The sequence below is a fragment of the Nostoc sp. genome, from assembly GCF_036917535.1.
GTDB lineage: Bacteria > Cyanobacteriota > Cyanobacteriia > Cyanobacteriales > Nostocaceae > Nostoc.
Map to the genome: position 1 here is coordinate 1 of NZ_JBALDA010000051.1, position 14,869 is coordinate 14,869.

Here is a 14,869-nt window from a genome sequence, read left to right on the forward strand (position 1 = left end):
CCAACTGCGATCGCAAAACCAACTATACCACCAACACCCAAAGTTGAGCCAACTGCGATCGCAAAACCAACTATACCACCAACACCCAAAGTTGAACCAACTGCGATCGCAAAACCAACTATACCACCAACACCCAAAGTTGAACCAACTGCGATCGCAAGACCAACTATACCACTAGCAGCCAAACCACAGCCAACTGCGATCGCAAGACCAACTATACCACTAGCAGCTAAACCACAGCCAACTGCGATCGCAAGACCAACTATACCACTAGCAGCTAAACCACAGCCAACTGCGATCAAAAGACCAACTATACCACTAGCAGCTAAACCACAGCCAACTGCGATCAAAAGACCAACAATACCACTAGCAGCTAAACCACAACCAACTGCGATCAAAAGACCAACAATACCACTAGCAGCTAAACCACAACCAACTGCGATCAAAAGACCAACTAGACCATTAGCAGCTAAACCTAAAAAAATAGCAGTAGCGCCTAATACTACACCATCGTCAGCCCTACCCCGAAAAACAGCGCTTGCACCTGCTATTAAATCACCAGTACCCAATCCTAAGAAGTTAAGCCAATCGGGAAGACTCTCAAGTGGGCGAACATCTATGGCTCAGTCATCTCTGAAAACAGGTGCAGCAAGCTTACTGAGTGGTACTCAAAGTGTATCTATTCGGAATTTTAGCGGTAATTATCTCGCAGCCTTACCTAATTCCAACCGAGATAACCAAGCTCCTTCTGGTATTGATGCCAGCAGTCAAGATATAGATATGACCTCTTACTTAAACCAACTAAAGCAACAAGTCGAGCAGCAGTGGCTACCAGGAGTGAGCCAGTCTTCCCGGCGAACAGTGCTTAACTTCACTATTAACCGTTCCGGGCAACTAAGCAATCTCCAGCTTGCACAAACCTCTGGATTCAGCGTCACCGATCAAGCGGCGCTCAACGCTATACAGCGATCTGCACCCTTTGCACCTTTGCCCACAGGATATACCAGTAACCACATCCATATTCAATTTACATTTGATATCAATGTCTATGGGCAGCTAGATTTATCGGGGAACGGTGGCTAACAATAGGTAAGCAATTAATTCAATTATATATTATACCGACTTGACTTTAAACCGATTTCAGTTTGGGACAGTGAGTATGGATGTGTGCCTTTTGTCTTAACTGGAGTTTAGACTAGTCAGGAGTGCGAAACATCGTTTTTCTACTTTTGAGCGTTTTTGCTTAAGGTTGCTATAAATATCGCTTCTTTGAGTAATTTGCTTGTAGATTTTCTGCGATACCACCACATCACAAAGCCAGTAATAAATAAAATTAATGGTGCAAGTCCAACAAAGACATAGAGGATGGGCGTAGGTAATCCGCCAAAAGTGCCGTAGTGGAGAGGAGTAAAAGAATTAAGAATGCGATCGCCCAATAATATCTCCAGTATGTTATCCACTCGCAACACTTTACATTCTATTGGGGTTAAAACTGCCACGAAATTGTTCCCTGCACCGTCAACGGCTCGCCTGGAAAGATTCTGAGAATGTCAGAAGATGATTCGTAGTAATCAACGTTGAAGAGATTTTTGATGCTGACAGCAGCTCGCAAGCGATCGCGTTTGTAGAAAATAGAAGCATCGGTGCGAAAATAGCTCGGTAAGGTAAAATTATTATTCAGATCCCCTTCTCGTTCGCCAACATAGAAAAGACCCAAGCCTAACCCCCATCCTTCTAAACTGCCAGATTGAAATTTGTAGGATGTGAACAAACCAAAGGAATTTTCTGGCGCATTAACTAAGCGGTTGCCTACAGGATAATCGTTGTCCTCGCTGATGCGCGCATCAATGTAGGCATAACCAGCTGCAATGCTCCATCCTGGCAAGATTTCACCACTAACGTCCAACTCAATGCCGCGACTGCGTTGTTTCCCAGTTTGGATAGAAAAGTTAGAGTTATTGGGATCGGTCGTCAGCACGTTAGAGCGAGTTAAGTCAAACAATGCCAAAGTTGCAGATAGTTTGTTACTTAAATCTCCCTTAATGCCCACTTCATACTGAGTTCCACTTTCTGGATCGAATAGATTGCCATTGGCATCAGTGCCACTGTTGGGGTTAAACGATCGACTGTAGCTAGCATAGAGAGAAATCGGCGGTAGGGGTTGATAGACAATTCCCACCCGTGGGCTAAATGCTTGATCGGATTGGCTAGTTTTTGTGTCTGCGATCAAATCATTCGAGTCTTGATTAGCCCAGTCATATCGTCCGCCTAGCACTAGTTTCAAGTTATCTGCGAAAGCAATCTGATCTTGAAGATAAACCCCAACAAACCCCCCTGATTGAGTACTATTACCTCTATTTTCAACAGCACCTCTGGGAGAGCCATACACCGGGTTGAACAGGTCAAGCGGTGCAGCATCGCCGGAGATATACTCAAAACCTGTTCGTTTGGTGTTATATACCTCGGTTCCAAACAGAAGTGTATGCTTAATCAACCCAGTTTGAAACTTACCAGTTAAGTCAGTCGCTACGATAAAGCCGTTTACAGTATCATCTGTTTTTGGGTTTGGATCGTCGAAGTAAAAGCGGCCCAGAGTTCGACCATCAGGGTCAAGGCTACTACCAGCAGTGAATCCACCCCCTCCTCTTTTTGAAACTACGTACCGAAAGACATTTCGTACTGACCAATCTTTGCTAAACTGATGCTGCAAGTCGTACCCAATTCTGGCATAGGAGAAAGTCTCGAAGTCACCTGGCTCACCTATAAAGCGATTGATGGGAATCTTACCATTGGGATTGGGCAGCACTGTACCCACAGCAGGTAAGCCCGCAGAAGTTTGACTGACTGTTTTTGACACATCTCCTTCAATGGTAAGTTTGGTATTAGGGCTAATCTGCCAGCTAACAACCGGATTGACCAACCAACGATTATTACGACTAAAGTCAACGAAGGTATTTGAGTCTTGGTAAAAAGCATTTAAACGATATAGCACAGTGCGGCTATCGTTGAGTGGGCCTGAAAAATCCAGTGCACCCCGGTAGAAGTCGTAACTTCCGGCGAGAAACTCAAGGTTATAGAAAGGGTCACTTAACGGCTGTTTGGTGACAATATTTACTGCGCCACCTAAAGATCCCTGACCATATAGCACAGAAGCCGGGCCTTTCAAGATTTCAACGCGCTCTATATTCGTGAGATCGTTTCTAGATGTTGAGCCGAAATCGATGTCTCTGACACCATTTCTGAGAACATTTGAGCCATAATCAAAGCCGCGAATAGAAAAGGCACTTAACCCTCCTTCGTAGGAGGGATTGGAGGGGATCACACCGCTCACTGTTCTGACTGCATCATCCGGGTCGGTGATCACCCGGTCTTCAATCACCTGCCGGGGAATTACCTGAATTGATTGAGGAATGTCGCGGATGCGTGTGTCGGTTCTCGTTGCAGATGAAGCATCAGTTGCACCATATCCATCTTGCTCACCCGTCACCACCAATTCAATTGGTTCATCATTTTGTGTTGATGGTTGACTTGGCTGTGTTTGATTCTCCTGTTGAGGTTGCGTTTGAGGTTTTTGTGCCGATGATGCAGCAGTTGCCACAGAGAATATCACACCCTCATCTGGACTGTCATACAACTCAACAGTAGGCAAACTCGCTTCACCTATCACCGTCACCCGGATAGTATTGGTATCAAAGTTTGTGACTGTGATTTCTGTAACCCCTTGAATTGGTTTTTCAGAACGGAATGTGTATGCTTCACCATTAAGTAGACGCAGTTGAGCATTAGGAATATCAGCGATAAAATTATTGCCAGCACTGCGATTTGTGATTTGCAACTCTTGCCCTTTGCTAGTCTGTAAAATCACCTCCACACCTTTAGAGGTAGGATTTGCTTTAACTCCTGTCACTTGAACTAATTCAGGAGTTGGCGCTGTTTCTGGTGTTGGCGACTGGACTAGTAACGTTTGGGCGCTGCTGATAGGAAGCTTTATTTGCTTGAGTTGCTGAATCTTTTTAATCGGTTCAATAACCTGTTTTTTGCTAATCAGTTGAGTAGAGTCTGCACTAGCCTTAGTGGATGCTGTTATAGAAGCAGTTCTTGTACTTTGCGCCCAAACAGGTTGAGCAACAAGTGTCATGAAGACACTCGTGATGCATCCAGATAAACTGACAACAAAAGATAATAAATTAGGCGATCGCTGAACCTTCATAGCTCCTCACACATCAAAAAAGCCAATATCCTCCTTGGCAACTCATCCAGGAAAACTTCCTTTTTGACTCACAAAGTTGTTGAAATTAATTGGCAATTAATTAAGTTATACGGAGCATACAGGATTTCATTGACTATTTCCGCTCAAGGAAGACCGCTTGCAACTCTAATAAGACCAAATCTTTGATAAATTTCAAACAACAGGCTTTTCTCCTGAGCGACAGGCGCTGGGACTAATGCTATACTTGCGTTTGAAAGCCACAGCAAAATGTCCAGTATTGGCGTAGCCCACTATATTTGCCACTGTCGCTACGCTCAACTTACCTTCACAAAGCAACTGCCGCGCTTTCTCCATGCGATAATCATGCAGGTAGCCAAATACAGTTGTGCCAAAAATTTCACGAAACCCTCGCTTGAGCTTGTTGTGATTTATTCCAGCTTGCTTTGCCAAGTCTAGTAAAGATGGCGGATTATCCCAATGCCGCAGTAAAATTTCTTTAGCATTATAAATGTGGTCAATATCAGTAGACTTGAGGGTTGTGACTAAATTTAAACCCTGTTCGCGCTTGACGGTTTGCTCTAGGTGCAAAACTAATAATTCTAAGGCTTTGCTTTCCAGATATCGCTGTTTAATCCATCCTCGATAAGGGCAAGTTAAAATCTGCCTAATTGCTAGCTGCATCGCTGGAGTAGTTGTTCCCAGCAGAATGAAATCCTCTTGTTTGTTTCCTTCAATCAAATTTTTTAACTGCAATGGCAGAGAGTCAAGCTGGTCGCTACCATAGGATTTGAGGAAAGAAGGCTCCATGCAAATCTGGACTCTGAAGATTCGTTGCTTGGCAGGCCACTCTTCTGTCTCCATCGCAGAGCCAAATCCGAAACAATTCTGTCCGCTAATTTCATGGAAGTAGTCGTTTGTCTTGTGAATCACTACTCCAGCATCACCGCAAATAAAAAATGTTAGGACTGATGCCGTCCATCCTTCTTCATAATCATCACAACGAATAAATTCTCGGCATTCAAATTCCCGAACGCGAAGCCAGAACCCATCCTGAAGCCAAATTAATCGCCTGTATCCTGTCCCTAACTGTTTAGGGTAATCAAAGATATCGTCGAAGTCGTCTGATTGGTAGAGACGATGGGTATTCTGCCAGCTCTGCTCCCATAGTTCATCATTGTCTGAGGCTGAAAGAGTAATTGTCATTGTTGCAGTTATTATCAAGTTTATTTTCAAGATTATTAAAAAATAATCTTATTTTTTCTGACTAGTTGATAATGGAACTCAGGTACACCACAAGCGGTGATACCAATTCACAATTCGTAATTAAAAAACTTAGATTTAGCAAGGCTTTGGGGGTTTACATCTGTTTCATTATTTTAGTGAATTTGTATGAGAAGTTAACGGTCGGATAGCATTTGTCAATACGCAATAATACTTAAAACCTAGCTAAAAATTGGAGTCGGAAACACAATTGTTGAGCAGGCGATCGCATTTAGTTTGATATAAACAGTAGAGTCAATATCGCTTTACCTGCCGCGCTTTCTCAGATTAATTTTCCCTAGCTAAAATATTAGAATAAAAGTAATTTTGCACCCAAAGCCAATCATGACAGAAGCAAAGACGCGGCGTAATTTCCTAATTACCAGCATTGCTGTGACAGGAGGTATTGTGGCAACTAATACTTTACAGCAAAATACTATCAACACTGCAACACCACCAGCAATTATTCCAGAACGGCTGCTGGGACGCACAGAAGTAAAACTCCCTATCTTCGGGTTAGGAGGAGCAGGACAAACGCCGCTATCCTGGGAAGGAAAAGAGAGTGATGCTGCGGCAATTATTCAAAGAGCGCTGGAACTTGGGATTCGTTATTTTGATACAGCACCTAGTTATGGCCCAAGTGAAGATTATTTAGGTAAAGTGCTACCACCCCATCGCTCAAAGCTGTTTCTAGCAAGCAAGACCGATCAAAGAGATCGGGATAGTGCATGGCGAGAATTGGAGCGATCGCTTAAACGTCTGAATACAGATTATCTCGATTTGTGGCAGTTGCATCACGTCTCTTTTTCGGAAGAACTCGACACTATCTTTAGTCCATCAGGTGCAATTAAAGCTTTAGAAGAAGCCATACAACAAAAATTGGTGCGCTTTGCTGGTATTACCGGACATCATGACCCTCAAGTAATTGCCGAAGGGTTGCGTCGCTATCCTTTCCACACTACACTGATTCCTGTGAATGCCGCTGACAAACACCACCCACGTCCATTTATTCCGGTAGTTTTACCAGTTGCTCGAGAAAAAAATGTCGGTGTGATTGCGATGAAAGTCCCAGCTTATGGTCGGCTGTTTAAATCAGGTGGGTTGACAGGTATGGAGGAAGCTTTAGGTTACACACTGTCTCAGCCTGGAGTTCATTGTTGCGTGATTGCAGCAGAGACAATTGCACAATTAGAGAATAATGTCAAGATAGCGCGGGCTTTTGTACCTCTGAAGGAGCAAGAATTGACAGCGATCGCACTGGCGGCTGCTAATATCTGGGAAGATAGTACATTCTTCCGTGCTTGGACTTAGCCCAACTAAAAAATGTCCAAATCAAGCCAAATTGTATGGTGTACTGCTCAAATTCATGTTAAATAGTTGGATTCAGTTTAAATCAGCATCTCTTTTACGGTATGGTTTTACTCGCTATCATGTAGATACAATTGTATGCCTACCGCACAACAGGCTCTTGCCTGCGTCAGAGTCTGCCAAATGCTCTCAAATGGGTATCATCAACCTATTCATGTATTTCGGTACAACCAAAACACCAAGACCGTGTTTATCCTTGCTGGTGTGACTGAGAGCCTAGAGATTCTAATTTTTTCTGATGGTCAATGGGGGTTTAACGATGACGAAGCCCAACTTTAGCAAAATGTCCCGACAAGAACTTAGAGCGTATATTTTAGCTCATCGTGAAGATGATAAAGCAATTGAAGCATTGATTAGACGGAGAAATCCTAATAGTCTGACATATCCATTCCCTGAAACTAACGAGGATTTGAGGGCAATGGAAGAGATACTCAAGAAAAAACTGGGTAGTAATGGAGAGGCTGTCTAATAAGTTGAAAGGTTTGACGATGGGTTTAGATAGTGAAATCTTGCAGATATTAAAACTTACTAATCACACTGATAATATTGTGCCGCTTGCGACATATTAAATTGTAATAGCTTCTCCTCTGGCAACTTGTATTCTAAACTCGGTTTAAAAGGCGAAATATTCAAACTGCGAATAATTTCTCCCGCTACAGCCTTTGCTAGTAATGGTGGTACAGAGTTACCAACTTGTCGAAATCCGTGCCATTTGGTTACATGAAATCTAAACCAATCGGGGTAAGAATGCAATCTCGCCGCTTCCCTGACAGTGATACAGCGCGGCGTAGATGGATGAATCGGTCTGGGAGATGTGAAAGAACCCCTATACTTATCTGTTCCGGCTCTTAAAGTATTACACACACCAGCAGGATGTAGCTTATAAAAACGACTAATTTTTTCTCTCTCGCCTTGTTGAGTCTCCTGAAAACGTTGAATAGTTTCTATAGAATGTTTGGTTCTTAAACTTGAAGAAAGTATTCGCAAATCATATTCTCGTTTGTAAGAATAATCATCATCTAGGCATTTGATACCGCGAAGTACAAAAGCATAGTTACTAGGCTTTTCGTAGTCTGCAACAACCCAATCTCTTGTTAATAACTCTGGATATTTTTCTATTTTAGGTAAATCTCCAATTGCATCCCATACTGTAGGACTCAATGGAATATCAGATGTTTTTTTAGAATTTAAATTATTTAGTAAAGCTTGTTTAGTAATCGGCTGAGGATATTTCGGTAACTCTACATCTTCCCTTGCGCCCATAAGAAATAATCTCTCACGGGACTGTGGTACTCCGTAATTTGCAGCATTGATAATTTGGTAATTTTCTTCTACTTTATAGCCAGATATTTTAAATTCACTAATTAAGATTTGGAGGATTTGTTTATGTTCGCCAACTGTGATTCCCCGAACATTTTCCATCACAAAGAATTTTGGTTTTAGCTCAAAAACCAGCCGATGAAAGTGAAACACCAAAGAGTTTCGGGGATCGTCAACAGCCCGTTTACCAATTAGGGAAAATCCTTGACATGGTGAGCCACAAATTACCACATCAATTTCACGATCGCCAATCTCAGACCGATTCCTAATTTCTTCCCCAGTTGTATCCACAACACTTTTACATAACACTGAGCAATAAGGGAAGTTAAACTCATGTGTTGCACAGTGGATCGGGTCGATTTCCACAGACGCTAGCACGTCAAAACCAGCTTGTTCAAAGCCAAGAGTCATACCACCCGCGCCAGCGAACAAATCAACTGCGATCGCTCTTTGTTTTTTCATCTCATAAGCCATGATGCCTCAATATATTTGGTCGCATTTGCAAAATTTCTTGAGCAGCGCGATCGCAAACCCCAACTTCTCCCAAACTTTGCCGCATTTCTTCATAATCTAGCAAAGTTTGCTCTCTGCGACTGGGATTGAGTAGCAGTTCCATTGCTGCTTGGGTAATATTTTCTGCTGTCGCTTGCTCTTGTAAAAATTCTGGCACGATCGGCTTCATCACTACTAAATTAGGTGGCGATGCGAAGGTTATTGAACCTTTGAGAATTTTCCGAGCTATCCAAGCAGTCAGACGACTGAGGCGATAAACTACAACCTGTGGCACATATAACAGAGCAAGTTCTAGATTGACAGTACCAGATTTGCTAATAGCTAAATCAGCAGCGGCAAAAACTTCCTTGTGTTGATCTGATAGAACTGTAGCCCGCAAACCATAACGCTTAATAGCCTCCTCAATTGGCTGTCTATAGACTTCCAGCGACAGGGGAATCCAGAAACGAACCTCAGGTAATTTAGCTTGAATAGTTTGGGCAGCTTGAAAAATAATTGGTAAAAGATATTTTAGTTCTTGGCGGCGAGAGGCGGGGAGGAGTGCGATCGCAATTTCTTCTGGTGCAATTCCCAGTGTTGCACGAGCTGCCTCCCTACTAGGAGCATTTTGCATTCGGTCAACCAAAGGATGTCCCACCCAACTAACATTTGCGCCTTTCTCACGAAAGTAACGGGCTTCTTGTGGGAAGATTGCCAACAGCTTGTCTGTAAAACCAACAATCCGCTTAGTTCTACGCAAACTGATTGACCAAGCCCACTCTTGGGGAGCGATGTAATACACCACAGGCACATCTGGTAGATGCTGTTTCATATAAGTCCCAATTTCTAGATTGGGAGTCATATAATCGATCAGTACTACTAAGTCAGGTGGATTTTGTTTTAAGGAAGCGATCGCCCGTCGTTGCACCTGGAGAGTCGGTAAAACATAAGGCAGCCCTTCTTGAATACCCACTGAGCCAATACTACTGGTATTTCCCAACAGAGTTGCCCCAGCCTCTACCATTTTCTCGCCACCCAGCGCTACAATTTCTAATTCCAACCCAATCGCCACAGCTTGACGCTTCAGCGCTGAAATTAGCAGCGACCCTTGTAAATCGCCAGATACTTCACCAGTGCTGATAAATATCCGCATTTGATAATTAAAGTTAGGAGTTAGCTGTTAGAGACGCGATTAATCGCGTCTGTACAGGAGTTAGCAATTAAAAGTTAGGAATGAGGAGTGAACAGTTAAAAAATTAATTTATCAACTCATAACTCCTAACTCCTAACTCACGATTCATCACTTGCGCCTTTTTTGCCTTTACTAGGAATCAAGCCACGTCTTCCAGGCATCTGAGAAAGTAAAAGGAAGCGTCGCAGATGCTGCAATTCTTCGCTATCTCCTAACAATTCCAACTGTTCCAAAGCATCCTTAAAAGACAAATTAGAACGATAGAGAATGCGAAAGGCTTTTTTCAGCATAAGCAAATCTGCTGAGTCCATACCAGATCGTTTGAGTCCTACAAGATTAAGGGTTCGCACTCGCGCTGGATTTCCTTCCACCAGCATATATGGGGTCACATCCCGGTCAATACGTGCCATACCTCCTACCATTGCTTGTCTACCAATATGCACAAATTGATGAACACCTAAAACTCCACTTAGCCTAGCGCGTGATTCTATATGGACATGACCAGCCAACGCCACAGAGTTAGCAATCACTACCTGGTCTTCAATCACGCAGTTATGAGCCACATGGACATAAGCCATCAGTAGGTTCCCATCGCCAATTACCGTCGCTTCACCAGCACCGGTAGCGCGGTTAATGGTAACGTACTCACGAATCAAGTTGTTATCACCAATTTTGACCCAGGTTGGTTCTCCTACAAACTTCAGATCCTGGGGTTCCATGCCGATAGCTGCACCTGTAAAAATCTGATTTTGCGCCCCAATTTCACAAGGCCCCTCTAGCACTGCATGAGCACCGATTATTGTTTCAGGGCCCACTTTGACATGCGCTCCAATCACAGCATAGGCACCGACTTGCACTGTATGGTGAAGTTCCGATTTCGGATCAATTACAGCAGTTGGATGAATTAGCGTTTTCAAGGGTGAATCTCCAGAACTGTCTTAATAATCCAGCGCCAGGCGGGGTTTTTGAGGCAGTGCGTTACTCTGATTAAGAGAGTTGTACCGACTACCGCCCCATTGAGGCGACTGGCGTTGTTGAGCGTGAAATATTTCAGTGAACGAAAGTGTCGGGCAAAGCAAGTTAAGTGTGTTTGTGAGTGCGTCTCGTAGAGAGGGCGGCGAAAATCAAGAAATTATCAGATGCTATTGTGGATATCTTTTAACTGTTATCCTGTTTCAAGATTCAGCAAGGGCATTTCACGGCTATACCCATACCACAAAAGCAAATTTTTAGCTAACTAAAGAAAACATTAATTCTCCTTCACAAGCAAGTTGACCATCAACTTCGGCACGACCTTGCATCTTACCGAAACGACGTTGTTTTACCCATAACAGTTCCACCGTCATGACTAGTTGATCCCCCGGCACGACCTGGCGACGAAAGCGGACTTTATCGATACCAGCGAAGACAAACAGCCCGCCTTCTACCGAAGACATTTGAGTTAGGACAATGCCCCCAACTTGTGCCATTGCTTCAACAATTAGCACTCCTGGCATCAGTGGACGTTCAGGGAAATGTCCTTGAAAATAGGGTTCGTTGATAGTGACATTTTTAACCCCAACAGCTTTTTTACTTGGAACGTAATCAATTATTTTGTCTACAAGTAAAAATGGGTAGCGGTGGGGTAGCAATTTCTGAATTTCTTCAGATGTAAAAGTTGTTTTAATCTCAGAACTGATTGTAATCTCATTTATCGCCTGTGGTTCGGTAGATGTAGGTGTAGTCGTATCGATGGTATTCACTTCAGTAAGGATTGACATTGGCCGTGTAATTGATTTTTTATCTGAAAGTTGAGTAGGTAGACATATATCCAAAGCTTAATAAGCTTAGATTTTAGATTTTAGTTCTAATTCAAAATCTAAAATCCCAAATCTAAAATTCTTTGAGCCAGTTGAATGTGTAAATTGTGGCTGGCTTTATACGCTAAAAAATGAGCACGAGGAAAAGTCCCTAGTAAACTCAAATCTCCTACTAAATCCAAGATTTTATGACGGACTGGCTCATTTGCAAATCTCAACGGTGGATTTAGCCAGCCTTCTGGGCCACAAACGAGGGCATTATCCAAACTACCACCTTTAATTAACCCTGTTTTTTGCAAGTGTTCAATTTGATGCAGTAACCCAAAAGTACGAGCAGGAGCAATTTCCGCAGCAAAGCTAGCAGAAGCTTTTTCTAGTTCAGGAGTTAGTGACCAGCTATACCATTGATTACCAATGGCAGGCAGATCAAAATCAATACCGTAACTAAAGCGGGTTTCTGGTGCTGGGAGGGCACATACAAAAGCATCCCCTTGATAGACCCATATTGGTTCTGTAACAGCCTGAACTTGGTTGTTAACGGATTGTGATACTAGGCCAACTTGGGCAATATTGGCTGTCCACACACTTGCTGAACCATCTAAAAGTGGGACTTCTGGACCATCAATTTCAATTCGGGCATTATCCACGCCCATACTCGAAAGTGCTGCCAACAAATGCTCTACCGTGCGAACATATACCTCACCCTTACCCAACTGAGTTGAGAGAACAGTGTGACTAACTGCCGCAACTTGGGCTGGAATTATCGGCAAATTTGGTAAATCCACCCGCACAAAGTAGCGTCCACTTCCCACCTCAGCTGGTAGTATCCGCACTTGGGTATTCACACCGCTATGCAATCCCACCCCTATTTGGGTGATTTCGGCTGCTAGAGTGTGCTGTCGCATAGCCGAAAAGTTAATATATTTCCTTTAGTATTGTTCATCGTCTGTTTTGGTAAAATCCCTGATATTCCCTGAAAAATCTCATTAATCCCTTTATCGGAACAGTATTGAGGTAAATGTAAAAATTAGCAAGCTCATTAGGAAAGAGAATTGTCATTAGTCCTTTGTTATTCACTAATGACCCTCCGGGTGACGCTCCTGCGTCGCTAACGCCAGTTACTCATGGGGGAAACCCCCAAGACCGCACTGGCTCACCAATGACTAATGACTAATGACTAATTAAAATCTTTCACCAATACCGAAATTAATCCGGCTATCACCATCATCGTTGATACCGTAATCAATCCGAATTGGCCCCAGTGGAGACTGGACGCGAACGCCAAGACCATAACCAAAGCCACTGCCATTTTTGTTCAACACTTCAGCAGCCCTAGTACTAGTTCCCAGATCACTGCCGAGATCAAAAAATAGTGCGCCACTGACTACTGAAAAAACTGGAAACCGATACTCAATTGATGCTTGCACATAAGAGCGTCCACTACCTAATGCTCCTTCTTCATAACCCCGGACGGAATTGCTACCTCCAAGGGTAAAAGCTTCGTAGGGAGGCAAGTCACCGAGGATGGTTCCTGCTTGCAGGTTAAATGCTAAGGTTTGTGCCCCTTTGCTCAGGCTAATCAGCTTAATGGGTAAATATTGGCTGTAGCTACCCCGCAATCTAGTTAGGAAGATATTGCCTAACCCTACAGGGACTGACTGATCGACTCCAAAGCGGAGATAAGAACCGCTAGTGGGTTGCAGCGGGTTATTACGGAGATCGCGCTGTACCCCTACTTGAAACAATAGTAAATCGTCTTGACCGCCACTAGAGTAAGTCAGTGGAATTTCCTCACTGATGCGGTTTCCAGTATCATCATCAAATACCGCTCCTGTTTTTCTAAGATTGCCATCAGCATCACGGGCAGAAACTCGTTGATACTGTAAACCTGCTGAGGCAGTCCAGACAGAAGTTTTATAAGGATTGGCAGAGAGAGGACGGGTAAAGGTAACACCACCACCTATACGGAGAATGCGGGGGCGATCCTGAGAACTTGTATCAGTGGGATTATCTGGATTAAACGTCCTAATGTCTTCATCTTGACCATCAAAAATCAACGAAATAGAACTGCGGCGGAAAATATTGGTTGTGTAGGAAGTCCGGTAAGGATCTCCTGCGATCCAGGGGTCGGTATACCGTATGTCAAACAGTAGTTCCCTTTCTCCCACCTGTATTTCTGTCCCCAGTTTTTGGTTCCTACCGTTCAGGTTTTGCTGTTGATAACTTACTGTTCCAAAAAGTCCGCTAGCAGAACTAATCCCCGCCCCAGCTGCAATAGAACCGCTGCTACGTTCAGCTACATTCACAACTACATCCACTTTGCTGGGGTCAGTACCAGGGTCAAGGGACACATTCACATCTTCAAACAGTCCTAGCCCATACACGCGCTGTAAGTCTTTTTGCACTGTGTTGCGATTGAATACTTGTCCTGGCTTCAACTCCAATTCTCGTGTAATGATATAATCCTGTGTCTTTCCCCGAATCGGTTGTCCCTTCTCGTCTGTCTCCTGACCTTCTTTATTGCGGAACCGAACTCTAATATTTTCTACTACACCTTCTGCTACTTGCAAGGTAACAACTCCGTTTTCAGAGACTTGGGGCGCTCCAATCACGTTGGCTAGTACGTAACCTTGATCTTGATACCGCTTGTTTAACTGCTTGATGCCTTCTTGCAAGTCACGCAAGTTGAGGATTTTGCCATACTGCTCTCGGAATATTTCATCCACAGTATTAGCTGGTAGCACAGAAGCGACACCAGTTCCAGGATTGGCTTGCACTTCTACTTTGCTGAGGATGGGGTTAGGCTGCACAACAAAGCTCACCCGCACTCCCAAGGGAGTATCTTCTGGCGCTGCTTGGACGTTGGAGAAAAAGCCAGTACCAAAGATAGCGTTGATATCTTCTTGCAGTTGGCTGCGGGTTGTCGTTTGTCCTGGTTGGGTACGAATTACTCTGTAAACTTGGCTTTCCAGTTCTGGTGATAGTTGGCCAGACTGGGATCTAACTACTACTTCTGATACCAGTACGCGGGGATCATTAGCTTCTGGGGCTGTGTTGGGTTGAGTATTGTCCGGAGTTGTCGGTGGATTATTATTCTGCGGACTGGGAGTAGTGCCTGGGAATGGAGTATTGCCCGGAGTTGTCGGTGGATTATTATTCTGCGGACTGGGAGTAGTGCCTGGGAATGGAGTATTGCCCGGAGTTGTCGGTGGATTATTATTCTGCGGA

The 14,869-nt window shown here is 43.7% G+C and carries 13 protein-coding genes and 1 pseudogene; 4 read left to right on the plus strand and 10 right to left on the minus strand.

Features of this window, described 5'->3' with window-relative positions:
• Positions 1-569 (minus strand): annotated as a pseudogene (locus tag V7K56_RS16840) (hypothetical protein); the annotation flags it as partial.
• 49 nt (positions 570-618) lie between these two features.
• Between V7K56_RS16840 and V7K56_RS16845 the strand changes: the two are divergent.
• On the plus strand, positions 619-1,083 hold the full coding sequence (locus V7K56_RS16845) for an energy transducer TonB (protein ID WP_334912017.1): 465 nt from the start codon (positions 619-621) through the stop codon (positions 1,081-1,083).
• A 140-nt stretch (positions 1,084-1,223) separates the two neighbouring features.
• Here V7K56_RS16845 and V7K56_RS16850 read toward each other — a convergent pair whose 3' ends face one another.
• The 3 genes from V7K56_RS16850 to V7K56_RS16860 form a co-directional block, all read right to left on the minus strand.
• Positions 1,224-1,499: a PepSY-associated TM helix domain-containing protein gene (locus V7K56_RS16850; protein ID WP_334912018.1), complete on the minus strand. Its 276-nt coding sequence runs from the start codon at positions 1,497-1,499 to the stop codon at positions 1,224-1,226.
• The gene (locus tag V7K56_RS16855) at positions 1,487-4,210 is read right to left on the minus strand and encodes a TonB-dependent siderophore receptor (RefSeq protein ID WP_334912019.1); all 2,724 of its coding nucleotides are present in this window, start codon (positions 4,208-4,210) and stop codon (positions 1,487-1,489) included. The genes V7K56_RS16850 and V7K56_RS16855 overlap by 13 nt, the downstream gene beginning before the upstream one ends.
• Before the next feature lie 192 nt (positions 4,211-4,402).
• Entirely contained in the window at positions 4,403-5,413 is a 1,011-nt protein-coding gene (locus tag V7K56_RS16860) for an AraC family transcriptional regulator (protein ID WP_334912020.1), read from the minus strand.
• A 402-nt stretch (positions 5,414-5,815) separates the two neighbouring features.
• On the opposite strand from V7K56_RS16860, the gene V7K56_RS16865 reads away from it, so the two are divergent.
• The 3 genes from V7K56_RS16865 (at position 5,816) to V7K56_RS16875 (ending at position 7,307) form a co-directional block, all read left to right on the plus strand.
• Positions 5,816-6,781, plus strand: coding sequence for an aldo/keto reductase (locus V7K56_RS16865; RefSeq protein ID WP_334912021.1), 966 nt, complete (start codon positions 5,816-5,818; stop codon positions 6,779-6,781).
• A gap of 135 nt (positions 6,782-6,916) precedes the next feature.
• Entirely contained in the window at positions 6,917-7,117 is a 201-nt protein-coding gene (locus tag V7K56_RS16870; RefSeq protein WP_334912022.1) for a DUF6888 family protein, read from the plus strand.
• A complete protein-coding gene (locus V7K56_RS16875; RefSeq protein WP_334912023.1) occupies positions 7,098-7,307 on the plus strand; it encodes a DUF6887 family protein in 210 nt (69 codons plus the stop codon). The genes V7K56_RS16870 and V7K56_RS16875 overlap by 20 nt, the downstream gene beginning before the upstream one ends.
• A gap of 59 nt (positions 7,308-7,366) precedes the next feature.
• Here the strand turns inward: V7K56_RS16875 and V7K56_RS16880 are convergent, their stop codons facing one another.
• From V7K56_RS16880 to V7K56_RS16905, 6 genes are all read right to left on the minus strand, one after another.
• On the minus strand, positions 7,367-8,620 hold the full coding sequence (locus V7K56_RS16880) for a DNA cytosine methyltransferase (RefSeq protein ID WP_334912024.1): 1,254 nt from the start codon (positions 8,618-8,620) through the stop codon (positions 7,367-7,369).
• Position 8,621: 1 nt separating this feature from the next.
• Positions 8,622-9,803, minus strand: coding sequence for a lipid-A-disaccharide synthase (gene lpxB / locus V7K56_RS16885; protein WP_334912025.1), 1,182 nt, complete (start codon positions 9,801-9,803; stop codon positions 8,622-8,624).
• Positions 9,804-9,940: 137 nt separating this feature from the next.
• Positions 9,941-10,759 carry an acyl-ACP--UDP-N-acetylglucosamine O-acyltransferase gene (gene lpxA, locus V7K56_RS16890; protein WP_334912026.1) on the minus strand — a complete coding sequence of 273 codons (819 nt, stop codon included), beginning with the start codon at positions 10,757-10,759 and terminating at the stop codon, positions 9,941-9,943.
• Positions 10,760-11,071: 312 nt separating this feature from the next.
• Positions 11,072-11,602, minus strand: a complete 531-nt coding sequence (fabZ, locus tag V7K56_RS16895) for a 3-hydroxyacyl-ACP dehydratase FabZ (protein WP_334912027.1) — start codon at positions 11,600-11,602, stop codon at positions 11,072-11,074.
• Positions 11,603-11,700: 98 nt separating this feature from the next.
• A complete protein-coding gene (gene lpxC / locus V7K56_RS16900; RefSeq protein ID WP_334912028.1) occupies positions 11,701-12,546 on the minus strand; it encodes a UDP-3-O-acyl-N-acetylglucosamine deacetylase in 846 nt (281 codons plus the stop codon).
• A gap of 276 nt (positions 12,547-12,822) precedes the next feature.
• Positions 12,823-14,869, minus strand: a 2,047-nt coding sequence (locus tag V7K56_RS16905; RefSeq protein ID WP_334912029.1) for a BamA/TamA family outer membrane protein, incomplete at its 5' end; no start/stop codon positions are given.

What these genes read in the sequence shown, in the direction of transcription:
- V7K56_RS16845 (WP_334912017.1), top strand. Translation starts at nt 619, where the DNA reads ATGGCTCAGTCATCTCTGAAAACAGGTGCAGCAAGCTTACTGAGTGGT.
- V7K56_RS16855 (WP_334912019.1), bottom strand. Translation starts at nt 4,210, where the DNA reads ATGAAGGTTCAGCGATCGCCTAATTTATTATCTTTTGTTGTCAGTTTA.
- V7K56_RS16860 (WP_334912020.1), bottom strand. Translation starts at nt 5,413, where the DNA reads ATGACAATTACTCTTTCAGCCTCAGACAATGATGAACTATGGGAGCAG.
- V7K56_RS16865 (WP_334912021.1), top strand. Translation starts at nt 5,816, where the DNA reads ATGACAGAAGCAAAGACGCGGCGTAATTTCCTAATTACCAGCATTGCT.
- V7K56_RS16870 (WP_334912022.1), top strand. Translation starts at nt 6,917, where the DNA reads ATGCCTACCGCACAACAGGCTCTTGCCTGCGTCAGAGTCTGCCAAATG.
- V7K56_RS16875 (WP_334912023.1), top strand. Translation starts at nt 7,098, where the DNA reads ATGACGAAGCCCAACTTTAGCAAAATGTCCCGACAAGAACTTAGAGCG.
- V7K56_RS16880 (WP_334912024.1), bottom strand. Translation starts at nt 8,620, where the DNA reads ATGAAAAAACAAAGAGCGATCGCAGTTGATTTGTTCGCTGGCGCGGGT.
- lpxB (WP_334912025.1), bottom strand. Translation starts at nt 9,803, where the DNA reads ATGCGGATATTTATCAGCACTGGTGAAGTATCTGGCGATTTACAAGGG.
- fabZ (WP_334912027.1), bottom strand. Translation starts at nt 11,602, where the DNA reads ATGTCAATCCTTACTGAAGTGAATACCATCGATACGACTACACCTACA.
- lpxC (WP_334912028.1), bottom strand. Translation starts at nt 12,546, where the DNA reads ATGCGACAGCACACTCTAGCAGCCGAAATCACCCAAATAGGGGTGGGA.